21 protein-coding genes are annotated in these 25590 nt (G+C 62.3%); 12 read left to right on the top strand and 9 right to left on the bottom strand.

What is annotated here, in order from left to right:
* The first annotated feature begins 40 nt into the window (after nucleotides 1-40).
* The 7 genes from AB1E33_RS04240 (at nucleotide 41) to AB1E33_RS04210 (ending at nucleotide 9560) form a co-directional block, all read left to right on the top strand.
* Nucleotides 41-1708, top strand: a complete 1668-nt coding sequence (locus tag AB1E33_RS04240; RefSeq protein ID WP_372576020.1) for an NAD-dependent malic enzyme — start codon at nucleotides 41-43, stop codon at nucleotides 1706-1708.
* Nucleotides 1708-2955, top strand: a complete 1248-nt coding sequence (locus AB1E33_RS04235; RefSeq protein ID WP_372576019.1) for a hypothetical protein — start codon at nucleotides 1708-1710, stop codon at nucleotides 2953-2955. Before AB1E33_RS04240 ends, AB1E33_RS04235 begins: the two co-directional genes overlap by 1 nt.
* A 47-nt stretch (nucleotides 2956-3002) precedes the next feature.
* Nucleotides 3003-4568 carry a winged helix-turn-helix domain-containing tetratricopeptide repeat protein gene (locus tag AB1E33_RS04230; RefSeq protein WP_372576018.1) on the top strand — a complete coding sequence of 522 codons (1566 nt, stop codon included), beginning with the start codon at nucleotides 3003-3005 and terminating at the stop codon, nucleotides 4566-4568.
* A 163-nt stretch (nucleotides 4569-4731) separates the two neighbouring features.
* Entirely contained in the window at nucleotides 4732-5811 is a 1080-nt protein-coding gene (locus AB1E33_RS04225) for a PLP-dependent cysteine synthase family protein (protein ID WP_372576017.1), read from the top strand.
* A gap of 1 nt (nucleotide 5812) precedes the next feature.
* Nucleotides 5813-7213 carry a pyridoxal phosphate-dependent decarboxylase family protein gene (locus AB1E33_RS04220; protein ID WP_372576016.1) on the top strand — a complete coding sequence of 467 codons (1401 nt, stop codon included), beginning with the start codon at nucleotides 5813-5815 and terminating at the stop codon, nucleotides 7211-7213.
* A 71-nt stretch (nucleotides 7214-7284) separates the two neighbouring features.
* Nucleotides 7285-8301, top strand: coding sequence for an AbrB family protein (locus AB1E33_RS04215; protein WP_372576015.1), 1017 nt, complete (start codon nucleotides 7285-7287; stop codon nucleotides 8299-8301).
* 71 nt (nucleotides 8302-8372) lie between these two features.
* Nucleotides 8373-9560, top strand: a complete 1188-nt coding sequence (locus AB1E33_RS04210; RefSeq protein ID WP_372576014.1) for a GAK system CofD-like protein — start codon at nucleotides 8373-8375, stop codon at nucleotides 9558-9560.
* Nucleotides 9561-9688: 128 nt separating this feature from the next.
* Here the strand turns inward: AB1E33_RS04210 and AB1E33_RS04205 are convergent, their stop codons facing one another.
* The 8 genes from AB1E33_RS04205 to AB1E33_RS04170 form a co-directional block, all read right to left on the bottom strand.
* On the bottom strand, nucleotides 9689-11191 hold the full coding sequence (locus AB1E33_RS04205; RefSeq protein ID WP_372576013.1) for a rhamnogalacturonan lyase family protein: 1503 nt from the start codon (nucleotides 11189-11191) through the stop codon (nucleotides 9689-9691).
* Nucleotides 11166-12857 carry a thiamine pyrophosphate-binding protein gene (locus AB1E33_RS04200; protein ID WP_372576012.1) on the bottom strand — a complete coding sequence of 564 codons (1692 nt, stop codon included), beginning with the start codon at nucleotides 12855-12857 and terminating at the stop codon, nucleotides 11166-11168. The genes AB1E33_RS04205 and AB1E33_RS04200 overlap by 26 nt, the downstream gene beginning before the upstream one ends.
* A 375-nt stretch (nucleotides 12858-13232) precedes the next feature.
* Nucleotides 13233-14312 (bottom strand): DUF1513 domain-containing protein, encoded by a 1080-nt coding sequence (locus AB1E33_RS04195; RefSeq protein ID WP_372576011.1) that lies wholly within the window; start codon nucleotides 14310-14312, stop codon nucleotides 13233-13235.
* A gap of 1 nt (nucleotide 14313) precedes the next feature.
* Nucleotides 14314-15309 (bottom strand): imelysin family protein, encoded by a 996-nt coding sequence (locus AB1E33_RS04190; protein WP_372576010.1) that lies wholly within the window; start codon nucleotides 15307-15309, stop codon nucleotides 14314-14316.
* Nucleotides 15310-16833 carry a di-heme oxidoreductase family protein gene (locus tag AB1E33_RS04185; RefSeq protein WP_372576009.1) on the bottom strand — a complete coding sequence of 508 codons (1524 nt, stop codon included), beginning with the start codon at nucleotides 16831-16833 and terminating at the stop codon, nucleotides 15310-15312.
* Complete coding sequence (bfr, locus tag AB1E33_RS04180; protein ID WP_372576008.1) at nucleotides 16820-17305, bottom strand: bacterioferritin; 486 nt, start codon at nucleotides 17303-17305, stop codon at nucleotides 16820-16822. Before bfr ends, AB1E33_RS04185 begins: the two co-directional genes overlap by 14 nt.
* Nucleotides 17248-17547, bottom strand: a complete 300-nt coding sequence (locus AB1E33_RS04175) for a (2Fe-2S)-binding protein (protein ID WP_372576007.1) — start codon at nucleotides 17545-17547, stop codon at nucleotides 17248-17250. The genes bfr and AB1E33_RS04175 overlap by 58 nt, the downstream gene beginning before the upstream one ends.
* Before the next feature lie 53 nt (nucleotides 17548-17600).
* Entirely contained in the window at nucleotides 17601-18872 is a 1272-nt protein-coding gene (locus AB1E33_RS04170; protein ID WP_372576006.1) for an imelysin family protein, read from the bottom strand.
* A gap of 277 nt (nucleotides 18873-19149) precedes the next feature.
* Between AB1E33_RS04170 and nadA the strand changes: the two genes are divergently transcribed.
* The 5 genes from nadA (at nucleotide 19150) to AB1E33_RS04145 (ending at nucleotide 24086) form a co-directional block, all read left to right on the top strand.
* Nucleotides 19150-20202 (top strand): quinolinate synthase NadA, encoded by a 1053-nt coding sequence (gene nadA / locus AB1E33_RS04165; RefSeq protein WP_372576005.1) that lies wholly within the window; start codon nucleotides 19150-19152, stop codon nucleotides 20200-20202.
* Nucleotides 20203-20209: 7 nt separating this feature from the next.
* Entirely contained in the window at nucleotides 20210-21778 is a 1569-nt protein-coding gene (locus tag AB1E33_RS04160; RefSeq protein ID WP_372576004.1) for an L-aspartate oxidase, read from the top strand.
* A complete protein-coding gene (gene nadC / locus AB1E33_RS04155) occupies nucleotides 21775-22626 on the top strand; it encodes a carboxylating nicotinate-nucleotide diphosphorylase (RefSeq protein ID WP_372576003.1) in 852 nt (283 codons plus the stop codon). Before AB1E33_RS04160 ends, nadC begins: the two co-directional genes overlap by 4 nt.
* Before the next feature lie 317 nt (nucleotides 22627-22943).
* Nucleotides 22944-23333: an LCCL domain-containing protein gene (locus AB1E33_RS04150; protein ID WP_372576002.1), complete on the top strand. Its 390-nt coding sequence runs from the start codon at nucleotides 22944-22946 to the stop codon at nucleotides 23331-23333.
* A gap of 171 nt (nucleotides 23334-23504) precedes the next feature.
* Nucleotides 23505-24086, top strand: a complete 582-nt coding sequence (locus tag AB1E33_RS04145; RefSeq protein WP_372576001.1) for a GNAT family N-acetyltransferase — start codon at nucleotides 23505-23507, stop codon at nucleotides 24084-24086.
* Between the two features lie 114 nt (nucleotides 24087-24200).
* Here the strand turns inward: AB1E33_RS04145 and AB1E33_RS04140 are convergent, their stop codons facing one another.
* The gene (locus AB1E33_RS04140) at nucleotides 24201-25457 is read right to left on the bottom strand and encodes a glycerate kinase type-2 family protein (RefSeq protein ID WP_372576000.1); all 1257 of its coding nucleotides are present in this window, start codon (nucleotides 25455-25457) and stop codon (nucleotides 24201-24203) included.
* Nucleotides 25458-25590: the final 133 nt, after the last annotated feature.

The following is a 25590-nucleotide window of genomic DNA, read 5'->3' as shown; positions in this document are numbered from 1 at the left end:
GCTTGTCACACGCAAGGCGATGTTCACGTCAGGAGACCCCATGATGACACAGACCGGCCCCGCCAATCTGCACTATCTGGCCAACCCCGTGCTGAACAAGGGAACCGCCTTTTCGCAGGCGGAACGCGACCAGCTTGGCCTCACCGGTCTGCTGCCACCTCATATCGAGACGCTGGACGAACAGATCACCCGCGCCTATGCCGCTTTCCGGTCCCAGGCCTCGCCGATCGAACAGCATATATTCCTGCGCAACTTGCAGGACGACAACGAGGTGCTGTTCTATGCCTTGCTGATCCGCCACCTGCCCGAGATGATGCCAATCATCTACACGCCCACCGTCGGAGATGCCTGCAAGCAATTCAGCGAAATCTACCGCCATCCGCGCGGGCTGATCATCCCCTACCCCGAGCGTGACCAGATCGAACAGATCCTCGACAATGCCATCAACACGGATGTGCAGGCGATCGTGGTCACCGATGGCGAGCGCATTCTGGGCCTTGGCGATCAGGGCGCGGGCGGCATGGGCATTCCGATCGGCAAGCTCTCGCTCTATTCCGGTGCGGGCGGGGTCGACCCCGCGGTAACCCTGCCGATCCTGCTCGATCCCGGCACCAACAATCAGGAGCGGCTACACGATCCGATGTATATCGGCTGGCGGCATGAGCGGATATCGGGCGAGGCGTATTTCGAATTCGTCGATCTCTTCGTACAGGCGGTGAAACGGAAGTGGCCACATGTGCTGCTGCAGTTCGAGGATTTCGCCCAGCAGCACGCCGCCCCCTTGTTGGCCAAGTACCGCGATCAGCTTTGTACCTTCAACGACGACATTCAGGGCACCGCAGCCGTCACCGCAGGCACGCTGCTGGCGGCGGCCAATGTGACCGGCGTGCCCCTCAAGGACTCGCGCATCGCCTTTCTGGGCGCGGGATCGGCCGGGGCGGGTATTGCCGAGGAATTGATCAAGCTGATGGTCAAGCAAGGACTGGCGGAGGCCGAGGCCCGCGGCCGGGTCTATATGGTCGACCGGCACGGGCTAATCACCGACGCGATGGAAGGGCTCCTGCCGTTCCAGCAAGCGCTGGTGCAGGCTACTGACAAGGTGAACGGCTGGGCAGAGGGTGACATCTCGCTGCTCGACGTGATCACCCATGCCAAACCGAACATTCTTGTCGGTGTCAGCGGTCAGGCGGGGCTTTTTACTGAAGAGATCATCCGCACCATGGCTGCAGACAGCGAACATCCCATAATACTGCCCCTTTCGAACCCGACCTCGCGGATCGAAGCAACGCCGGAACAGATCATCCACTGGTCCGATGGCAAGGCCATCGTCGCCACCGGCAGCCCCTTCGATCCGGTCAGTTACAAAGGTGACAGCCATCATATCGCCCAGTGCAACAACTCGTATATTTTTCCCGGCATGGGGTTGGGCGTGCTCGCCGCACGCGCAACACGCGTAACCGAGACCATGTTCATTTCCGCCGCCGAGGCGCTGGCCGCGCTCTCGCCCGCGCTGGCCGACCGCCGCGCCAGCCTGTTGCCGGATGTCTCGAATATCCGTGATGTCAGCCGCCAGATCGCGCTGGCCGTAGGACTGACAGCGCAGGACGAAGGCGTCGCCCCGAAGACAACCAAAGACGAGCTGGAGGCAGCGATCGCGGCCAAATTCTGGACCCCGCATTACACAGACTTCGCAACCGGAGACGCATGATGACAGTCGACCTGAAAAGCTATCAGCCCCGTGGAGACAAGAAAAACTCGGAGTTTTTCACCGAATATCTGCCCCGCATCTATGAGCGCCGCCAATCCTCCGGCATTGCCGATCAGGTCGGCAATATGCGCGCCGTGGTGCAACAGGTCGAACCTGACGCGATGCTGGACACCATCGTCGAACTCTATGTGATGACGCCGTACCGGCACACCGCCAGCTATCTGGGCCGCACGCACCGGTTCGCGGTTCTGCACTCCCATCCCGACTACCCGGCCATGATCCTGATGGCACCGCTCAGCGACGGGTTCGAAGATTTCATCCCCCGCATCAATCGCATGTATCCGCTGGCGCGCAAGCTGGCACAGACCCGCTATGTGGGCGAGATCTATGCCGCGACCGACCTGAAGTTCCTGCGCGACACGCTGGAGAATCAGAATATGCGGTTCGAATATGCCGGCGATACGGAAAACCCGTTCTATACCGGCAACGGGTTCCTGTTCTCTACACCGTCGGATTTCACTGCCAATCGGGTGGGGTATTCCAATCTGGATTTCAACAACCCCAATTCGCTGGGGCTCGGCGATGTCATCGAGTTGAGCACCGAAGAACGCGCCCGCCTGGACCAGGCCGCCGCATTCGGTGCCGACAGCAATATCTCGCCGCTGATGCTGGGGCTCGACCATATGGCGACGCGCATTCTGGCCGGTGAGCGCGAGGATGCGATCCTCGAATTCCTGACCATGGTACCCTACTATTTCTGGGGGGCCTACAACATCTCGGACATGAACTCGTCCACCAATGTCAACCGCAACCCCCACGTGGATGACGACAAGAAATCGCCCGCCAAGGTCTTTACCGCAAACAACACGCCCTCTTTCGTCAACTCATTTGACCGGCTGCCGATGCCAACCGAGGATTTCGTTCGCAATTTCGGGCGGCGCTTGCATCACATGGCGGTCGAGATCAAGGATGGTGATCATGCGGGCGGTGAGAAGAATGTCGATTTCGTGGTCAACACGCTGAAAGACAAAGGGGTGCCGTTCCTCGCGCATGTGGTTGGCGAATGCAAAGACGACCCGAATCTGAAACAGATCTTCTCGAAACATTCGCGCTACACGCTGCTGATCACCGAATATATCGAGCGTTGCCACAAATATGATGGCTTCTTCACCAAGGACAACGTCGCCGCCCTGACCGCTGCGGCGGGGCAGGATGAGCAGTATCAGCACGGCCATGTCTTTGACTGAGCGGCGCATGATTTAGACAGAACCGCGATTGCTGCTATGATCCGGCGATGATTTATCGGTTTGGGGCGTTTTCACTGGATATTGCGCGGCAGGAATTGCGCCGCGGCGATGCACTTGTCGAGACCGAACCGCTGGCGCTGGCGCTGATCCAGCACCTGATTGAACATCGCGAGCGGCTGGTCGGCAAGGACGAGTTGTTCGATGTACTCTGGGACGGACGGGCGGTGTCGGATGCGGCACTGTCGACCTGTATCAAATCTGCCCGCCGCGCGGTAGACGATTCCGGCACCCTGCAGGCGGCGATCAAGACCGTGCATGGCAAGGGCCTGCGCTGGATCGCCGAGATTGAACCCGCCCCTGCCACAACTCACCAGAACACTCAAACCGATCTGGACCAGCCCGACGAGGACTGGACCCAAGCCTCGCGCCGTCCCTCGCTGGCGATCCTGCCCTTCGACATCATGGGTGGTGACATGACCGCCGCCACGCTCAGCGAGGCGATCCCGCATGAGCTGATCGCCGCCATCTCGCGCCTGCGCTGGATTTCGGTGATTGCGCGTGGCTCTTCCTTCCGGTTCCGGTCGAACCACGGCAACCTGGACGAGATCCGGCAGAAACTGGGTGTGCGGTATTGCCTGACTGGTAGCGTCGAGATGATCGGACCGCAGGTCTGCATCAGCGTCGAACTGGCCGAGACCTCGGACGGTCAGGTGATCTGGGCCGAGCGGTTCCAGTCGCCGCTGGAAGAGGTGCACCAAATCCGCGAGACGATCGTGGCGCAGGTGATCTTTGCGGTCGAAATGCAAATCCCGCTCAGCGAGGCCGCCAAGGCTCGACTGCAGTCGCCCGAGAATATCGATGTCTGGGCGACCTATCATCTGGGCCTGCAATCGCTCTATCGCTTTGATCAAAGCGACAATGCCCGCGCGATAGCGATGTTCGAAAAGGCCATCGCGCTGGACTCCGGCTTTGCCCGCGCCCATGCAGCGCTGTCATTCGCCCATTTCAAAACTGCCTTCATGCATTACGGCACCGACCGGGACGTTGCGGTCAACGCGGCGCGCGGCGCCGCCGAGCGCGGGATCGAGCTGGATCCGATGGACCCGTTCACAAATTTTAATATGGGCCGGTCGCTGTGGCTGGTCGATGATCTGACTGGAGCACAAAGCTGGCTGGGCCGCGCCACCTCGCTCAGCCCCAGCTTTGCGCAAGGTCTCTATGCTCGCGCATGGACCGAAACCGTGTCAGGCTCCAGCGAAACCGGCCGCCGCCTTTCGGATGAAGCCCGCGCGCTCAGCCCGCTGGACCCGATGCTCTACGCCATGTTGGGCACCCGTGCGATCAGCCTGTCGCAGCAGAACCGCGATTATGAGGCCGCCAAATGGATCGAACGCTCGGCCAACGCGCCCGGCTCGCATTACCTGATCAAGGCCATCGCGGTGGCGATCAACGACATGGCTGGCAAACCCAGCGAAGCCGCCGCCTGGGCCGAGCGGCTGCTGCAACAGCGACAGGATATCACACAGGCGCAGTTCTTCCGCTCGTTCCCGTTTCGCGACGACACGTATCGCGCGCGGATGGCCGAAGCGCTGCGCCGGCACGGGATTGAATGACGGGGCCTGCGACTGCGTTTTTCCAACTTTCCTCAAGCTTTCCCCAGACAGCCCTCAAGACATTGCCGATTTCTGCGCATAGCTTGGAGCGACAAACCGGGGCTCGGGAAGACAGACCCAGACCCATTTAGGAATTTATTGAATGCCAAAGAAGGGGCGCATTATGACCACCGAAACCGTCAGAACAACAAAGGGCCACGGCCACACCTATGACAGCGTGCTGGAAACGATCGGCAACACACCCGCCATTCGGGTGAACAACATCGCCCCCGACCATGTCGACATGTTCGTGAAGTTCGAGGCGTTCAACCCGGCAGGCTCGGTCAAGGACCGGCTGGCGATCAATATTATCGAGGCCGCCGAACGCAGCGGCGCGCTCAAACCCGGCCAGACCGTGGTCGAGGCGACCAGCGGCAATACCGGCATCGGGCTGGCCATGGTCTGCGCGCAGAAGGGTTATCCGCTGGTGGTGACCATGGCCGACAGCTTCTCGGTCGAGCGGCGTAAATTAATGCGGATGCTGGGGGCCAAGGTGATCCTGACACCGCGCGCCGAAAAGGGTTTTGGCATGTATCGCAAGGCAGTGGAGCTGGCCGAGAAACACGGCTGGCTGCTGGCCCGCCAGTTCGAGACCGAGGCCAATGCCGATATTCACGCCGCCACAACCGCGCAGGAAATTCTGAATGATTTCGAAGGCAAGCGGCTGGATTATTTCGTCACAGGCTACGGTACCGGCGGCACGGTTGCAGGCGTGGGGCGGGTGCTGCGTGAAAAGCGTCCCGAGACGAAAATCATTCTATCTGAACCTGCCAACGCGCAGCTGATCGGCAGCGGTCACGCGCAAGAGCGCGGTGCCGACGACGCCCCCGCCGCCAGCCACCCGGCATTTGAGCCGCACCCGATCCAGGGCTGGACCCCGGATTTCATCCCCGCGGTCCTGCAAGAAGCCATTGATGGCGGTTATTATCAGGACCTGCGCCCGGTACCCGGCATGACTGGCGTGGAATGGGCCAAGAAGCTTGCCGCGCAGGAGGGCATCCTGACCGGCGTGTCGGGCGGGGCCAGCTACGCCATCGCCATGGAAGTGGCCGAAAAGGCTGAACCGGGGTCGACCATCCTGTGCATGCTTCCTGATACCGGCGAGCGCTACCTGTCGACGCCACTGTTCGAGGATATCGCCGAGGAGATGACCGAGGAAGAGATCGAAATATCGGCCTCGACCCCCGGTTATCACATGCCCTGACATGTCCGGGCCTCTCGCAGAACTGGAGCTGGCCTGTGCGCAGGCCCTGTCCTATCGACAGGGTCTGGCGGGCGCGCCCTGCATCGCGGCGCGCGACTTTGCGCAGATGCTGGACCTTTTTGACTCGCCCCTCCCCGAAACCGGGGAGCCGGGTGCGGCCGTCATCCGTGATCTGGCGGAAACCGCGACGCAGGGCCTGACGCCGATGGCGCATCCGCGCTTTTTTGGCTGGGTGCTGGGTGGGTCCGCCCCGGCAGGCGTGGCGGCAGACTGGCTGGTCAGCGCCTGGGGCCAGAACGCCGCCTTTCACACTAGCTCCCCAGCGGTTTCCGCACTGGAACAAGTAGCCGAACGCTGGCTGCTCGACATTCTCGACCTGCCGCGCGAAGCCGCAGTGGGCTTTGTCACCGGCGCAACGGTAGGCAATTTCACAGCACTTGCGGCGGCGCGCGGCACGGTGCTGCGCCAACATGGCTGGGACCCCGATCAGGACGGTCTGTTCGGCGCGCCGCCCGTGGCGGTGTTTCTGGGTGATGACGCCCATACCTCGGTCTTTTCGGCGCTGGGGTATCTGGGCTTTGGCCGCCGCCGGGTGCAGCGGATCGCCACCGACGCCCAAGGTCGGATGGACCCAAGCGATCTGGCAAGGCAGATCGCGCAGCTCCCCGGCCCGGCAATGGTTATCGCGCAGGCTGGTCAGATCAACACCGGGGCGTTCGATCCGTTTGAACCAATTGCCGATATCGCGGCTGAACATGGCGCGTGGCTGCATGTGGACGGTGCCTTTGGCCTCTGGGCACGGGCGCATCCGGACTATCGAGCGCTGACCCACGGCATCGAGCGCGCCCAGTCCTGGGCGTTGGATGGGCATAAATGGCTGCAAACCCCGTTTGACAGCGGCTATGCCATCGTTCGCGACCGCTCCGCGCTGGAGGCCGCGATGGGCATCGACGCCAGCTATCTGCCCGACCGTTACGAGCAGGACAGAATCCCCTCATTTCTTGTGCCCGAACTATCGCGCCGGGCGCGTGGTGTACCGACCTATGCGATGCTGCGCAGCCTGGGCCGTCAGGGCGTAGCCAACATGGTGGGGCGCCATTGCGGGATCGCCCGCCAAATCGCCGACCGGCTGACGGACCAACCCGGCATCAGAGTCCTGAACAACGTGCATCTCAACCAGATTATCCTGCGCTTTGGCGCAGGTGCGGGCTGCGATATGGCTACCGAGCAGGTCATCCAGACACTGCGCGATCAGGGTGCCCTGTTTGCAGGCGGCGCCAGATGGCGAGGTCAATGGGTCATGCGTCTGTCTGTGATCTGCGACGCCAGCGCCGCCGGGGATGCCGACCCCGTCGCCGAGGCCATCCTGGCCGCCTGGGCGCAGGCGCAGGTAGAATTCTGACAGGTGGAAATCACCTTGCTCTTTAATGTATACGACAGTATGCATTTTCGAGACCCAAAGGCCCGCCTGCCATGACCCTCTCCATCCTGCGCACACTTGCCATCTCCCTTACTGGTGTGCTCGTCTTTCTGACGGTCGGCCTGCCCCTGCCCTGGCTGCTGGGGCCGATGTTCGCCTGTCTCGCCGCAGCGCTGCTGGGCCTTGACCTGCGTGCGCCCGAGCGCCTCTGCGCCGGGATGCGGACGATCCTTGGAGTGGCCGTCGGCGCCTCGATCACACCTGCGGTGGTGGCACGGTTACCAGACATGGCGGCCTCGATCGCGCTGATCCCGCCTTTTGTCCTGCTGATCGGGCTGATCGGGTATCCCTATTTCCGCAAACTCTGGAGGTTTGACCCGGCCACCAGCTATTACGCCGCCATGCCCGGCGGATTGCAGGACATGCTGGTCTTCGGCGAAGCGGCGGGCGGCTCCGCCCGCGTGCTCAGCCTTGTTCACGCCACCCGCGTTCTGGTCATCGTCAGCCTGCTGCCGCTTTTTCTGACCGAGATGTTCGACCTCGACCTGTCCAACCCACCCGGCAAACCGCTGGCCGATGTACCCTGTCAGCAACTGATCGTGATGGTCGTTATCGCTGCCGCCGGGTGGCGCGCGGCAGCTGCAGTGGGCATGTTCGGGGCGTCAATCCTCGGCCCGATGATTCTGGCCACCATTGCCAGCCTCACCGGCCTGATCGATCAGCGCCCGCCCGCCGAGGCGATCCTGGCGGCGCAGTTCTTCATCGGTCTCGCCGTAGGCGTGCGCTATGTCGGCCTGACGGTGGCCGAACTGCGCAGCATCGTGGTTGCCGGTCTGGGCTTTACCCTGATCCTCGCCGCGCTTTCAGTTGTGTTCATGGAGATCGTGATTCTGCTGGGCCTCTCGGACCCGGTCGATGCGATCCTCGCCTTCGCGCCGGGCGGGCAAGGAGAGATGACGGTCATCGCGCTGATCGCGGGCGCAGATGTGGCCTATGTGGTCACCCACCACCTGACCCGGCTGATCACGGTGATCATCGGCGCACCCCTTGTCGGGCGCTGGCTGCGCTGAACGGGACCAAGCTGGTCGCCTGCGCCCCCCGCTGATATATCCGAATTTGAACATGTTGGAGTGCCCAATCAGTGTCAAACCTGCTGATCTCACGTAGCGCCGATATCCCGGATCCGCTGCGGGTGGCGCGAGCCAGAAGCCTGCCCAACCTGGGGCCGCGCCTGCTGTTTCTCAGCGGAGGCAGTGCGCTCAACGACATCGCGCGGCAGCTCAAACTCTATACCCATAACTCCATGCACCTGATCACGCCCTTCGACAGTGGCGGCAGTTCACAGGTGCTGCGGCAGGCCTTCGACATGCCCGCCGTGGGCGACCTGCGCAGCCGCCTGATGGCATTGGCCGACGAGACTGAGCTGGGCCAGCCCAACATTCTTAGGCTGTTCAGCTATCGCTTTCCCGAGAACGCCAGTGCAGACGCCCTGGAGAACGAATTCGCGACGCTCCTGTCGGGCGAGCACCACCTGATGCGCGCCATCACCCAGCCCATGCGCCGGCTGATCCTGTCGCAACTGCGCGCCTTTGCCGAGCGCCGACCGCACGGGTTCGACCTGGCCGGGGCAAGCACCGGCAATCTGATCCTTGCAGGCGGCTACCTGACCCAAGACCGCGCACTGGAGCCGGTGCTGTTTCTGATGTCCAAGATGGTCGACGTTCGCGGCACAGTGCGGGCCATCGTCGACGACAATCTGGGTCTGGGTGCAGAGCTTGAGGATGGTCAGACTGTGCGGGGCCAGCGAGACCTGACCGGCAAAGAGGTTACACCGATCACTGCGCCCATCCACCAGCTGTTCCTGACCCGTGACGGCGCGCGCCTGCCTGTCGCCTCGGTTCCGCTGCCCAAACGCAACCGGCGCCTGATCGAACGTGTCGACCTGATCTGCTATCCGCCCGGCAGCCTTTATACAAGTGTGCTGGCCAACCTGCTTCCCGCCGGAGCGGGTCGCGCCATTGCTGCGCGAAACGTACCCAAGATCTATCTGCCCAGTCTCGGCCACGACCCCGAATGCCTTGGGCTGACCCTGCCCGATCAGGTTGCGACCCTGCTGGCGTACCTGCGCGCCGACGCAGGGGAGGATTGCCCGGCAGAGGCGCTGCTCAATGCGGTGCTTTGTGATGCCGGGGCCACAACGCTGGATCAGAGGCAGGCGATTGAGGCCCGGTTCGGCATCCCCTGCCTGCCCCTCGCCCTGACCCGCACCGAACGTCCGGACCGCTATGACCCAGACTCGATTTGCGCGATGTTGATCTCACTGACCTGACAGGTTTCGGGAATTTCCGGAAACGTACTCATCCCGGAGGTCAGCACCCGTCTTCTGACAAATACCTGTTCTTCGGCCGCAAGCGGTTGCGCAGGTAATAGTCTGTCAAAGACATGCCGATCTTAGGATCAGGGCGAATAATAGTTCCAGTTCTGCCGCATACGACGATACGCGCGGTCCTCCCACAGCCTGTCATGTGTAATGTCGTCGGTCGGTTCTTCGTTCCAGAATATCTTCAGCGCTGAGCCGTCTGGCCGGGCTTCCAGCACGATAAGCTCTTCGCGGGCATCCCCGGTAACATCGGCTGCATAAGTCCGTACCGCCTTGGTTGGCCAGATCCTCAGGAACTCGCCTGTCAACGCGTTAACCAGTGCGATCTGGCCGTCGATATGGCGCTCGGTAACAAACAGTTGCTGCTGCCCGGTTCCGTCCCAATACACAGCACGCACGATGTCGATCCCGTATTCGCCACGGCGCGGGCTGCGCCCACCGCGCAGGTCCACCCGGATGCGGTCGGCAAACCGCTGGAACAAACTCGCCTCCGGGTCAGCGCGGCAGTCGCCAACATGGCACCAGCCAGGTGGGGCGGTGTCACGCACCGACCATGCCGCAATCACGGTGCCATCTCCGGCCATCACCCAGGGATGGTTACCACAGGACGAGCGGGCAAAGACCTCCTGCCCCGGACGATCCGGATCGAACTCGCCCACCGCCAGCTTGTCGGGATCCTCGCGGGAACGGCATTCACCAATCGCCCAGATTCCACCCGGTTCGTGATGCCGCCACCAACCCGGGCCCGTGATACCCATCACGATCGTCTCGTCATTGCCATGCTGCTCGGCCAGCGCGACCTCCAACCCGGGGTCGGGCAAAATGTCACCCACTGCAAGGCTGTCGAAACTGTGCATCTTGGTGCCCTCGCGCGCGGCCGAGCGCAAAGCCTGCCCCGTGGGGTCCAGCAGGATCGGCCCCAGCACCTCATCCCGGCCATCCCCGTCAAGGTCAAGCACACGGGCGATCCCGTGTTCCAAGCCCCGCCAATCCGTCACATGCCAGAGGGATTGTCCGGTTTCCAAGTTGATGGCACGCAATTCGCGCTGTGAGTATTGCAGCACCGCGTCTCGGTCTCCGGTGCCTCGAAAATCGGCAATCGCCAATCCCAGCGCACCCGGAAACGCGTAGTTTCGCTTGATCTGACCAGTTCTGCCCTCGCGGATGACCAGCGTGCCATCGGGCAGCAGATAGGCAAGCTCCTCGGCACCGTCCCCGTCCATGTCACCGGCAATCGCCCCCGAAGCGTGTGGCCCCGGAAACGGAAATCCGCGCTTGTCCTGCCCCAGGTTGATCTCGTCCCGCACATGCCAGAGCGGCGCGCCTTCTGCGGTGTAAACTGCAACATGACCCGGCGCGGTGATGACGAAATCCATACGCCCATCCCCGGTCAGGTCATGCGCAAAAAGCCCGCCTTTCCAGGGCGAGGTGAGAGGCACGTCAAGCTCGAACACCATCGGATTCTCGGGATAGGGTGACGCGACGGCGGGTGGCAGACCGGCAAGTAGGCCAGCCAAGGCCAAAACAAGGCGCAATCCGCCGCTACCCATGCGGCTACCGGCAGCGGTTCGGGCGGCCATTGTTGCGGGCCACCTGATTGCCCCAGCGCAGCAGGTTGACGTTGCAGTCATCGCGGTCGATCGCCACTTCAATGAAACACAAGCCATCCCGGCCCTGCGCCTCGGCGATTGCTGCGTCCAGCTCGCCTTCGGTGGTTGCCCGGGTGCCCCAGGCCTTGCCCTCGCCCGCGCCAAACACCTTGACCAGGCCAGCATAGTCCCAGTTCTTGATGGTGTTGTAGGGACCGTCATGAATTTCAACCTCGATCGTGTAACCGCCATTGTTTATCAGGAAGATGATCGGCTTCGCATCATAGCGGATCATGGTCGAAATCTCTTGCGCGGTCAGCTGGAACGACCCATCGCCGATGCAAGAAATCAACCGACCACCGCTCTTGCCAAGCGCATAGCCCAGCGTCGCGCCGACCGACCAGCCGATCGAACCATATTGCATCTGAATCTCGAACCGCGCCCCGTCGGGCAGCTCGACATCTATGCCGTTGAACCAGGAATCGCCGGTCTCGACCAGCAAGGTGCTGTCGCTATCCAGCATGGCCTGAATCCGCGCAAAAAGCTGGCGCACGGTCAACAGCGTCTCTGCGGCACCTGGTGCCGGCACATGCCGCGGGGACTTGACCCGTTCAAAGGCCCTGACAGCCCCGTCATTCGGAGTCAGCCGCCCGCTCAGTGCTTCCAAAAACTCGTCCATGCGGACATTGCTGTAATTGGTCTCGTCGAGCTGCACTGAGGTGGGGTGCGCGATCACCGCCTTGGACTTGTCGAAACCAAGCTGATGGCCGGTGGTGGTGTAATCTGTAAAGACTGGCCCGGAAAACAGCAGTGCATCGGCGGCATCGACGATCTCGCCACAGCCCGGCGTGCTGACCGGCCCCCAGTAGATACCCATGTAATTCGCATGCGCCTCGGACAGAAAGCTCTTGGCATTGGGCATCGCCGCCTGCGCATAGTCGCAGGCCCCGGCCAGCCCGCGCAGCGCCGCTTCCGCCTGCGCCGCCCGGGTCTTGCTGCCGGCAATCAGCACCGGGCGCGTGGCGGCGTTCAGAACCTTTGCCGCATGATCGACAGCGGCAGCCAGCGAGTTCGGGTCGCTGTTGACCTGCCGGGCAAAGCTGCGGGCAATTGGTTCGGAGGTGGGCGCATTTGCGATATTCGAGGCGATCTCGATATAGACCGGCTTGCGGTGCAACATGGCAGTGTCGATGGCCCGGTCGATCGCCGCTGGTGCCAGCGAGGGGTGGTGGATGATCACTGCCTCGGCGGTGACCCGCTCGAAAATCTCGCGCTGATAGCCGTAATCGACCTCGCCCAGCGTGTGATGCAGGTACTCCCACTCGGCCTCGGAATTGGTGTTGGGACCGCCTGAGATTGCGATCACCGGCAAATCCTCGGCATAGGCCCCTGCCACCGCATTGAGCAAGCTCAGCCCACCCACCGAATAGGTCACCACAGCCGCCGACGGGCCGCCAGTCGCGCGGGCATAGCCATCCGCCGCATAACCTGCGTTCAACTCGTTGCAGCAGCTGATCATCCGCAAGTTCGGATTGCCCAGCAACTCGTCCAGCAGCACCAGATTGTAATCCCCAGGCACCGTGAAATAATCGCAGATCCCGGCCTCCTGCAAGCGCCGCGCCAGATATGATCCGACCGTCCAATGCTCCGATGCCATGGCAATACCTCTTACGATTGTCTTCAATAAAATGGGGGTACCCATACCCTAGGGGTCGGAATGTGGCCTTGGCAAGTTTCCGAGGCCCGAACCTGAGCCTTCACTCATTCAGCCAGCAACTGGTCGAATGCCTGCCCGCCTCAACGCACACAGATCAGGTGTCTCGGTGGGCGCCGATATTCTCGATCATGCGATGGAGCTTCGCGTTGATCTCCTGATCGATACTATGTCAGCAACCGGGATCTTCCTCCGTGTCCCGAAGAACAGAAATCAGTGCCAATAGAATGCCTCTCGGCAGTTTACCGCGATGAGGCGGCTCCGTTCACAGCCTTCAGTTCGGCAACCGCATCTGGCCAGCCCGCAGAGGTGCGCTGCTCAGGCCACCGGTACCAGGTGGTTGTCCCATTGGCACCCTGCCTGCGCCACTCTGGCAGGTCGCCCGCGCCCGAGCCAACCGGTCAGGCCGGTCCCCGCCGTAAAGAAGAAGCCGGAAGCGCCCGCGCCCAGCCCGCAGACATCCTCGATCTCATGCGCCCCGGCAAAGGCGTGACTGTCCACGTCAAAGAGATGCAGCACACTGCCGCGCGGCGCGGTGATCCCGACATGAGACCCGTCGCCCGAAAAGGCGATGCTACCCGCATAGCCCTGCAACCGCGCCTGCTGCGGTTCCGGCGCGGCCAGAAACACCGGAGTCATGCCGCGCCGGTGCAGACCCAATAGCGGCGGATGGGTGGTAACATCACCTTGCCATTGCATCGCAAAGCCCAGCAGACCGTCGCCGCGCAGCGCCAAATGGCGGATCGAGTTCCGGTGCAGGCCCGGCGGCGGGGTGACCTGATCCTCGATACGGCCATCCAGCGCCATATAGGTCAGGTTCGGTTCCATGAAGGGCAGGTTCAGCTTGGTGCGCCCGGTCTCGGGATGGGTCTCGATCCCGCCATTGGCCACGGCTAGCGTTTCGCCATCCGGCATCAGCACCATGTCATGCGGCCCGATCCCGCCCGACGGCATCTCACCGATCCTTGCGTAGGACCGGCCCGCATCCCACAGCCCGATCACTCCCCGCCCCGCGCCATAGTCGTTCTCGGTGGTGAACAGCGTGCGGCCATCGCGCGAGAAGGTGCCATGACCGTAGAAATGCCGCCCCTCGAGTGCTTCCAGCGTGGCAATGCGTTGCCCTGTTCGGCAGTCGATGACCAGCGCAAACCGGCCCGGTCTACGGGCGAACGCCACCGCCTCGGGTCGCACCGGATGTGCCGCCGCCGCGTGGCCGCGACCGGGCAGTGGCAGGTCGAATACTAATGCGCCCGAAGCGCGCAGCCCGGCTAGCCGGAAAGACCCGTCGGGGAACAAGGCGGCGGCCAGATAGTCCGGTGCGCCCGCCTCGGCCCAACCGTTGGCGGGCAACGCACCCGTTGCCGCGAGGCCGGCGAGAAACCCGCGCCGCGTGGTCACCTCAATCCCCGTCCAGCGAATTGAACCCCGCCGCGACACCAAGTTGCGGGCCAAGCTGGGTTGCGGTGATCGCGCGGATTTCGTCGATGCTGTTCTTAAGTGCCTCAACCCGGAATCGACCCTGCGGCGTGGACACACTCGCAAAATCCGGGTCCTCCAGCCGTTCGGCCAGGGCGATACTGCGGTCGAATGCGGCGTCAAGTTCCGCCGCAGTCCCCGGATGCCCTTCGGAGAGCAGTGCCGCCAGATCGCGCAGCGCGGCCAGCGACAGGATCACATTGCGCAAGGACCGCTCTGACCGGCGCGCCTCGGCCCGTTTCGGGCGCGGTTTGTCGAATGTGCCCATCGGGCGACCCAACCGCGTATCGCTGGTGAATTGCAGACCCGTGGACAGCGCCTTGAACAACTCCTGCGCCGCTTCTTCGTCGCTTCTATAGCGGCTGTCAGGGCCTGGCGCGGTCAGCAGGGCGGCGTAATGCGGGGTCCAGTCGGACAGGATGTCAACGGCGATCCTGTCCATGTCCTGGGCAATCGCCCGGATCAGGTCGCAGCGATAGCCGTCTTCGCCCGCCGTCGAGAACTGAGCGTCATAGAGCAGGTACTCCAGCGCAAAGAGGCCCCGCGCGGCGACCGAGACCTCGGCAAAGTCGACCGGGTTGTTCACCGCCGGATCCTGATCCTCGATCAGCGCTGACAGCGATTTGGGCGTAAACCCCTTGGCGTCGGGCCAGAAGGCCATGGCAAAGGCGCGATCCTGCGCCTCGGTCGGGCCAAAACGCAGATGCGAGACGCCGATCCAGGCGTCAAAAGCGTCGTGATAGGGTGTCTCCAGACCCGTGCAGCCCTCGCCACTTGCCGCTTTCAGTGCCTCGGTGCGCTGCGCCAGCGTCTGAAATCCCGGCAGGATATGGCGATCGACCACCTGTTGCACCACCGGTAACTGGGCAAGGGCGGCACAGGGCAAAAGCGCCAGGCACAGGGCAAACACACGCATCATCTACAAGCTCTCTAGAAATCGGATCAGGGCGTCACGGTCACGTTTGGGCATCTCGATCACCGCATCCAGCTGGGCCTGCGCCTCGCCGCCATGCCACAGCACCGCCTCGAGCAGCGAGCGCGCCCGCCCGTCATGCAGGAAACGGGTGTGGCCCGAGACCTGCTCGGTCAGCCCGATACCCCAGAGCGGCGGTGTGCGCCACTCGCGCCCCGTCGCGCGGCCCTCGGGGCGGTTGTCGGCCAACCCCTCGCCCATGTCATGCAGCAGCATGTCGCTATAGGGCCAGATCAGCTGGAAACTGTGCTCGGGCCGATCCTCGAGCCGGTGCGTGACAAAGGCGGGCGTGTGACACGCGGTGCAGCCGGTCTCGTTGAACACCTGCTTGCCGCGCAGGACCATTGGGTCATCCACGTCGCGTCGCGCGGGTACGCCCAGATTGCGGCTGTAGAAACTGGTCAGGTCCAGCCCCAGTTGGTCCACCTCATCGCCGCGCACCGGGTCATTGCCATGAGGGGCTGCAAGGCAGTCGACCTGCGCCTCGGTGCAATCGCCGGCAGGCGCGGGAAACAGCGGTGACGAGATTCCGATATCACCGGAAAATGCCGCCGCCGATTGCTGGCTGATCGTGGGCTGCACAGCCTTGTGCCCGAACCGACCCAACATCGGGCGGTCATTTTCAAGCGACCAGACGATATTGGCGCGGCCAGATATGCCGTCACCATCCAAATCCTCGGGATCGGCACCCGCCAGAATGTCGGCTGTCGGCACCGCCTCAAGCAGTCCCAACCCGATCATCTGCTGCGCAACGCGCGGGCTGAACATCGCCTGCGGGTGCAACGGACCATAGCCCAAGTCGTCGACGTGATAGGTCGGTTTGCGCAGCCGCGCATATTCGCCATCCGACATCGGCAGGCCGATCTCTTCATTGGTGATCCGCAGTGCGTATTCCGGCGGGTGGCCCGGCAGGGCGAAATCCTGCAACTGCTCGCCATAGACCGGGTCGGGCTTCGGCGCCAGATAGCCCTCGATCGCCTCCACCGCCGCACCGCCGGGCACCGAGACCCGCAACAGGAACGACACCGGGCTGTCCTGTGCCGATGGCGGCGGATGGCCGCGCCCGTCCTTGATATGACAGCGCTGGCAGGCGCGCGCATTATAAAGCGGCCCCAGCCCGTCCGAAGCAAGCGTCGATGATGGCGAAGACACCCAGATCTTCTTGAACAACCCGTTGCCGACCCGGAAATCCAGCTCCTGCTCAAAGCTCAGATTGGCCGAAGGTTGCGAAAACGCATCGGCATCGCTGCGCACGCGCACCGTGGCGGCACCAGCGGACAGGTGTTCGAATTGTTGGGGTTGCGAAAAATCCGTGGCCGGGGCGGTGATGACGGCGATCCGCGCGGTCTCTTCCTCGGTCCGGGGCAGAGTGTTCAAATGCCGATCGCGCAGCGGCGCGGTTTCCGTCTCTGTGGCAAAAGCGGCCGGGCTGATCAGCCCGGCCAGCAGGACAAGGCTATTCAGCCTCATCCATTTTCGACGCGTTGAGCTGCGCATAGTTTTCCGCACCGATCCGGTCATGAAGTTCCAGCTGGGTTTCGAGGAAGTCGATATGGCTCTCTTCATCGGCCAGCAACCCCTCGAACAGCGCCATCGAGACGAAATCGCCCACCGACTGGCAATATTTGCGGGCCTCGGCATAAAGCGCCTGCGCCTCCTGCTCGGCTGCCAAATCGCATTCCATGGTTTCGCGGGGATCCTGTCCAATCCGCAGCGAATTCAGTTTCTGCAAGTTCGGGTGGCCTTCCAGAAAGATAATCCGTTCGATCAGCTTGTCCGCGTGCTCCATCTCTTCGATAGATTCCTCGCGGCTTTTCTTGGCCATGTGACCAAGACCCCAATCGTCCTGCAACCGGTAGTGTAACCAATACTGACTGACCGCCGTCAATTCATGACGGAGAGAGTCGTTGAGATATTCAATGACTTTGCTGTCGCCTTGCATGTGCTGGGTTCCTTTGTTGCTCCACCCCTGAGGGACCGGAGTTGCATGGGTATTTCTAAGCTATCGTTTTTTCTCATGGAGTCCAAAAAAAGTGGCATGCAGCCGCCGCAATCTGCGACCTTGCCAAGGGCCCGATAGACCTTTCCGGGCGTGATCAGGGCCTGCGGGTCCGAGGCCCGCATCCAGTCGATGGCGGCGTCAATCTCGGTGTCCGAGATGTTCTGGCAATGACAGACAATCATGGTCGCATCCTGATCAATCGTGCCGAGCGCAGGCTGCGCCCGGCTGTTACTGGTTACTGGAAAACCGCATCCGGGTTGTCGAGGCTGTCGGAGCCTTCGAACTCCAACTGATCGAGGCCAAGCGCGGTCACCACGCGCTCGATGCTCTTGGTCTGGTCTACCAGCCCGGCCACACCGCTCATCACCAGCGCCTCGCCGCTTTCATTGCCGCGTTCCAGCATCTGGTCATAGGCAAAGCCGGCCTCGGCGGCAGTCTTGATGCGGCTAAGCGCCAGCATCGTGTTGGCCAGTTTCAGCTTCATCTCGGCGTCGAGCGCCGGGTCCGAAGCGATCACCAGATCGGACAGGCTGGGACCTGCCACCAGCGAACCATCAGCGCTGACATATTGACCCAAATAGACGTTCTGCACACCCAAACCGTCATAGTAGTGGTCGTTATGGGTGTTGTCGGAAAAGCAGGAATGCTCTTCTTCAGGATCGTTCAGCATCAAGCCAAGACGCATCCTTTCGCCCGCCTGCTCGCCATAAGACAGCGAGCCCATGCCGGTCAGGATCGCCACAACGCCCGCATCCTCGTTCTCGGTCAGCGTGCTGCGCGCTGCACCATCTTCGCCCCATTGTGCCACCATCCATTCCAGATCGCTCACCAGCAGGTCGGTCGCCGCGCTCAGGTAGGCCGCGCGGCGGTCGCAATTGCCATTGGTGCAATCATCGCCTTGTGCATAATCGGTCCAGGGCCGGTTGCCCGCGCCGGTGCCGTGGCCGTTCAGGTCCTGACCCCAGAGAAGGAATTCAATGGCATGGTAACCGGTGGCCACATTGGCCTCGATCCCGTCGGCTTCATGCAGGGTCTCGGAGAGCAGCTCAGGCGTGATGTCGCTGGCGTCGATCTCATTGCCTGACAGGAAGAAGTTTGGGTTTGCGATCACGTTCAGAGCCGCAAATTCATTGTCATCGGTGGGTCCGCCATAAGAGGCATCCACATAGTCGATCAGACCTTCATCCAGCGGCCAGGCATTCACCTTGCCTTCCCAGTCGTCCACGATCGCATTGCCGAAACGATAAACCTCGGTCTGCTGGTAGGGTACCCGTGACACCAGCCAAGCCGCCTTGGCTGCCTGCAGCGCCTCAGCCGACGGGTTGGCAATCAGCGCCTCCACTGCCACCTGCAACAATTTCGCAGTCGCAAGGCTGTCGCCGAATTTCGCTGCCGCGATGTTCGAATAATTGGCCAGCACGTCGGCCTTGTTGACGTCGGCTGAGGCCACCACCGGCGCTGTCAGCGCAATCGCCGAAATTGCCGTCGAAAGAAGCGCAGATTTCATTTGGAATATCCCTTGTTCAGCTTTGCTCACGGCCCCACCTCCGGACGCGACTCAGAAAGACGGGACATAACTGATTAATTTACTCGGAATAGTCAAGTTGAGTTTTTTACTCGGGTAAGTGCAATCCTGTTTCCGAAAGGCGCTATGCCACCGATGATTCCGGTAGAAACCGTCAAAAAACCGTCGCGTTAGCGCTGGCACGGCCCGTTGACCTGTAGTCAAACCGTCCGAAACTGCCTATATGCGGCCCGGACTCAACCAACCGGGGGCTATACCCTTGTTCGATCTGCCAACGCTTCGCGCCTCGCTTTCCGACAAATACGATCTTGCGCCCTCGCCCGAGATCGCGACCGAACTGAGCCATATCTACGACCGGATGAGCCGGGTGGTGACGCCCGCCGACTGGGCGATTTACGCGCCCTATGTCAAGGCGATCAACGCACTGAAAAAAGAGCGTAACGCCGTGATTTTGGGCCATAACTACATGACGCCCGAGATCTTTCACGGTATCTCGGATTTTGGCGGCGACAGCTTGCAGCTGGCGATCAAGGCCACCGAGGTCGAGGCAGATGTGATCGTGCAATGCGGCGTGCATTTTATGGCCGAGACATCAAAAATCCTCAGCCCCGGCAAGACCGTGCTGATGCCGGATATGGAGGCGGGCTGTTCTCTTGCCGAATCCATCACCGCCGAAGGGGTGGCCGAGATGCGCCGCCGCTATCCCGGCGCTCCGGTCGTTACCTATGTGAATACCACCGCCGAGGTCAAAGCGGCCTCCGACATCTGCTGCACCTCGTCGAACGCCGCCCAGATCGTTGCCGCACAGGACAGCGACACGGTGATCATGACGCCCGACCAGTATCTGGCGCAGAACGTGGCTAGGGACGTGCCGCAGAAAAACATCGTCTGGTGGGAAGGCTCCTGCATCGTGCATGAGCAGTATTCGGCCAAGGATCTGCGCGATTTCCGCGAATGGAACCCCGGTACCCGTCTGATCGCCCATCCCGAGTGCCCTCCCGATGTGGTGGCCGAGGCCGATTTCTCGGGCTCGACCAGCGGCATCATCAAATATGTGACCGACGAAAAACCGGAAAAGGCGCTGCTGATCACCGAATGCTCAATGGCTTCGAACATCGCGGATGAACTGCCGCAGGTCGATTTCGTCGGCCCCTGCAACATGTGCCCCTTTATGAAAAAGATCACGCTGGAGAAAGTGCTCTATACGCTGGACACCATGACAGGCCAGGTCGAGGTCGACCCGACCGTGGCCGACAAGGCGCGTCTTTCCGTGCAGCGGATGATCGACCTCAGCCGCCAGCTGGGCATCTGAGTTTCCAATGCAGCAAGTCACCACCGAGAGGGTGGTCATTGTCGGCGCCGGGCTGGCCGCGATCTACGCGGCGCTGAAACTGGCACCTTTGCCGGTAGTGATGATCTCGCCCGACCCTTTGGGTATGGGGGCAAGCTCGGCCTGGGCGCAGGGCGGTGTGGCTGCCGCAATGAACCCCGATGACAGCCCCGAGGCCCATGCCGCCGACACGGTGCGCGCAGGTGCGGGCGCGGTGGATGCGGCGGTCGCCAAATTCGTCACACGTGCCGCCCGCGAACACGTTCTGGACCTAACCGATCTCGGCACCGGCTTCGATCGCACCCGTGATGGCGGCTATGTGCTGTCGCGCGAAGCGGCGCACAGCATGGCGCGCGTGGTGCGGGTCAAAGGCGATCAGGCTGGGGCCGAAATCATGCGCGCATTAATCGCCGAACTGCGCGGAACCCCTTCGGTGCAGGTGCTGAAAGGCACCCAGGCGGTGCGGCTGGAAACCGACGGCAACCGCGTCACCGGCGTGGTGCTGACCAGCTCGGACGAGGCCGAATCGCAGCCCGTGCTGTTGCGCGGCGCGGCCATTTTGTTGGCAGGCGGCGGCTCTGGCGGGCTTTACGCACTGACTACCAACCCGCCGCGTATTCGGGGTCAGGTGATCGGCATGGCCGCCCGCGCCGGGGCGGCCATAATAGATGCCGAGTTCGTCCAATTCCACCCAACCGCCATCGACGTCGGCGAGGACCCCGCCCCGCTCGCCACCGAGGCCCTGCGCGGCGATGGCGCGGTGCTGATCAACCGCGAGGGTTTGCGGTTCATGACTGATCTGCACCCCGATGCAGAGCTTGCTCCCCGCGACGTGGTGGCCCGCGCGATCTACGCCCAGACCCAAGCCGGACTGCGCCCGACGCTCGACACGCGCGATGCGATCGGCTCCCGCATCCTGACCGAGTTTCCCGTCGTCGCGCAGGCCTGTGCCCGCAACGATCTGGACCCGGTGAAGCAGCCGATCCCTGTTGCCGCCGCCGCGCACTATCACATGGGCGGGGTCGCCACCGACCTGACCGGGCGCAGCACGCTGGAAGGTCTCTGGGCCTGTGGCGAGGTTGCCTCAACCGGGCTGCACGGCGCCAACCGGTTGGCCTCGAACGGGCTGCTCGAAGCGATGGTGTTTGCCCGCGCCTGCGCGCAGGACATCGCCCAAAGCACTCCCCTGCCCGACAGCGCGCCCTTGCTTACCATTGATTTTCATCCGGGCGGTCAGATTGCCGATCCCGGCGCCGTCACAAAGCTGCGCCAGATCATGACCAACCATGTGGGCGTTGTGCGGGATGGCGACGGGCTGCGCCGTGCGCTGGCTAGACTCGCCACGCTGGAGCACGAACACCCCGCCTGCGACACCTTCGAGAACATGACCGCCACCGCCACACTCATTACTGCCGCAGCGCTGATGCGCGAGGAAAGCCGCGGTGCGCATTGCCGCTCGGATTTCCCCGAATCCGACGCCGGACCGGGCCGCCGCTCACCCCTACAATTGAGCGATGCCCTGACATTGCGAAATCAATTCGCAAAGGACATGACATGACCCAAGCCCCCCTGCCCGATCTTGTTCTGGAACCGATGGTCCGCGCCGCCCTGTTGGAAGATCTCGGCACCAATGGCGACATCACCACCCGAACGGTTATCCCGGCCGGTACCACCTACACCGCGCGCCTCAATGCACGCGAAGACGCGATGGTTTCGGGCATGCAGGTGGCGCGGCTTGCCTTCCGTCTGATGGATGCTGATCTGGTGATCAGCACCCTGATCGATGATGGTGCACCCTGCCAAAAGGGCGACACGCTGATGGAGATCCGGGGCAGCGCCGCCTCGATCCTGTCTGCCGAGCGGGTTGCGCTGAACTTTGCCGGGCGGCTGACAGGTGTTGCCACCCAAACCGCCACGCTGGTGGCCGAGACCGAGGGCACGCGCGCCCGCATTACCTGCACCCGCAAGACCACACCGGGCCTGCGCATTGTCGAAAAACAGGCCGTGCTGCATGGCGGCGGCTTCAACCACCGCCATTCGCTGTCCGACGCGATCCTGATCAAGGACAACCACATCGCCGCCGCCGGAGGCATCGCGCCGGTGCTTGAGGCGACCAAAGCACAAGCCTCGCACATGGTGAAGGTCGAGATCGAAGTGGATACGCTGGATCAACTGGCTGACGTCCTGCAGGTCGGCGGCGCGGATGTGGTCCTGCTCGACAACATGACCCCCGACACCCTGCGCGAAGCGGTCGCGATGATCGACGGGCGGCTGGTATCGGAGGCCTCCGGCAACGTCACACGCGACACGGCGGCGGCCATTGCGGCTACCGGTGTTGATTATATCTCTTCCGGCGCGCTGACCCATTCCTACCGGACCATCGACCTGGGCCTGGATTTCGGCTGATCCGTGAGCAATCAAACGGGCAGCCAGCCTCCGAATTAGCGGCGTTACCCCGTATCGGAAGCCTCTCCTGCCCTGAGCTATCCGGCGAGATTTAGAATCCGGCAAACGTTCAGGCCATTGCATACACTGAACCCTGTTTTTGACTTGCTGCAAAAAGATGGGGTCTCGTCAGGGCAAGAATGAAATCCACCGATCGAGCGGTGTGTCGTGAACGACCGGTACGAGCCCAAAGCGGACAGCCGGTCAAACTTGGATTTCGCTGCTTTTCATGTCTACCTACGTTTGGCGGCAACTCACATTCTTGTTATGGTCTTGCTATGAAACACGACTCCCAGCGCGTTTTGCTGCCTGTCCTGCTGATTGCATTTGGTGGATTCGGAAGTCAGCCAATTGCTGCGGCCGAGCTCCCTGATTGTCCTGGCCACATTGGATCCCTTGAACTGCCAATGGATTGCATTTGTACGAAAGAGGCGCGTAGAATTAGGCCTTTCAACATTCAGGGGTGTGAAGTTTATGCTTGGTGGAGCAATATTTGTATGGCTGCGGTTCATGCAGGCGTAACAACCCGTGATGGAGGGCCTATTCGTATCGAACAGCAAGAACCAAAATCCGAATACATTGGCTGCCTGCGCAACAACATGTTCAGCAATGACATGCACAACAGCGATCTACCTAGTTTTGTGATAGTTCCAATTGAAGACAATTAAGTCTCGCTACCTTACCTCCGAGTCGACCTGCTTGATGTCTGCACTGTCCGCAAAGCACCAGTTCGCAACCAACGCAGACTGCTTGAGCCAATAGCGACCTTTGCCCAAAGTGTATCTCGTCTTAACCTGTTGTTCGACGACTGCCCGACACCGTTACATCTGGAGGAAGGAATGATCGCGCTTGAACGCCCCGAGAGATTGGCGACCCCATCAGATGCCCAGCAGCTCGCCGAGCTGATCAATATCGCCGGTGAAGGTCTGCCTCTCCATATCTGGACCGGCCTTGCGCGCGATGGGCAAGATCCATGGGATATTGGCCGGGCGCGACAGGCGGAAAAGGCGCAGGAGGGTCAGATTGTCGTGGTCGACTTCGGAGAAGGTGCCGTCGCTGGCCTGACCGGCTACTCGATCGGAACAGAACCGGTCGAAATCGGCGCCGATTTCCCGACTTTGTTCCGCCCTTTGCAGGAACTGGAAAACCAGGCCCTTGAGAGTTGGTATGTAAATGTCCTCGCCTGCTACCCCGAACATCGCGGCCAAGGGCTTGGCGCGCGCTTTCTGGATCTGGCAGATGAGATCGCACGTGCCGAGGGCCTACATCGGATGAGCGTCATCGTGGCCGGGGACAATGTCGGCGCGCGGCGTCTTTATGAACGCAAAGGCTACAGGACAGTAGCCTCGGCGCCCTGTTTGAAAGACGGGTGGGACACCAATACACAAGAATGGCTGCTCTTGATGAAAGAGCTCTTCTGACCCATGTCCGTTTTGACCTCCGGGCGTGCTTGTGTGGCCTGGTAAACCCGGTCAGGTCCTTGTCAGCAATGCCTTGATGAAGCCGACCCCGTTCAACAGCCAAAGCCCCATGCTTTACCGGATCAGGATCGCCCGGAAATCATTGACATTGGTTCCGGTCGGCCCGGGCGCGAACAGATCACCAACCGCCTCGAATGCGCTATAGGCGTCGTTGTTGCCCAGATCCCCCGCAGGGTCGCGCCCCGCAGCGCGCAGCCGGGTGCAGGTGGTGCCGTCGGCAAAGGCCCCGGCATTGTCTTCAGACCCGTCGATCCCGTCGGTGTCAGCCGCCAGCGCAGTGATACCCGCCACCCCCTCCAGCTCTGCTGCCAATGACAGCAGGAACTCGGAATTGCGCCCACCGCGCCCGGTGCCGCGAAGGGTCACCGTGGTCTCGCCCCCTGACAGGATCACCACCGGCTTGGCGAAGGGGCGGTCCCGGTTCAACACTTCACGCGCGATCGCGGCATGCACCCGCGCCACCTCGCGCGCCTCACCTTCGATCGCGTCCGACAGGATCACCGCCGGCACGCCCTGCGCCTCAGCCCGCGCGGCGGCGGCCTCAAGCGAAATGGCGGCTGAGGCGACAACCCGCACCTCATGCCCCGCAAAAACCTGATCACCCGGATCCGGTGCAGCCGCCTCGGGGCGCTGCATATGGGCCAGAACCGCCTCGGGCAGATTGATCCGGTGGCTTTCGATCAGCCGCAATGCGTCCTGCCGCGACACCGTATCGGGAACGGTTGGCCCCGAAGCCACCTGCGCTGGATCGTCGCCGGGCACGTCCGAGACCACCATCGACACCACCCGCGCCGGATATGCTGCCGCTGCAAGCCGCCCGCCCTTGATCCCGCTCACATGTTTGCGGATCGCGTTCATCACCGAGATTGGCGCGCCCGAGGCCAGCAGCGCGCGGTTCAGAGCCTGCTCATCCTCCAGCGACAGCCCCTCGGGCGGAGACGGCAGCAAAGCCGAACCGCCGCCACAGATCAGCGCCACCACCAAGTCATTCGGCCCCAGCCCCGAGACGGCTTGAAACAGTGCCCGCGTGGCCTCTTCACCCGCTGCATCCGGCACCGGGTGTGACGCCTCGAGCACGTGAATCTGCGCGCACTCTGTGCCATAGCCATAACGTGTGACCACCACGCCTGAAACCAGCCCGTCCCATAGCTGCTCGAAAGCGTGCGCAAGCTGCGCAGCCCCCTTGCCCGCGCCGATCACGACGGTCCGCCCTTTTGGGGTCTCAGGAAGGTGCGGTGCCAGCGCCGCAAGCGGATCGGCGGCCTCGACGGCCGCATCAAACAGTCCGGTCAGAAAATCTCTCTCGTTCATTCGCAGCCCGATATCGCAAAAAAATTCCCACTCCCGCCGACCGGCGGACGCCTTGATCGCTACTCTTACCTTTACGTCACGGAAATCAAGCCGGAACATGCCCCGATACCACCGGCATGCAACCGCCGATGCG

It is taken from the genome of Ruegeria hyattellae, assembly GCF_041537925.1.
Taxonomy (GTDB): domain Bacteria; phylum Pseudomonadota; class Alphaproteobacteria; order Rhodobacterales; family Rhodobacteraceae; genus Ruegeria_C.
The sequence above is the reverse complement of the archived record's forward strand: the minus strand, read 5'-3'. Positions and strand labels throughout refer to the sequence as shown.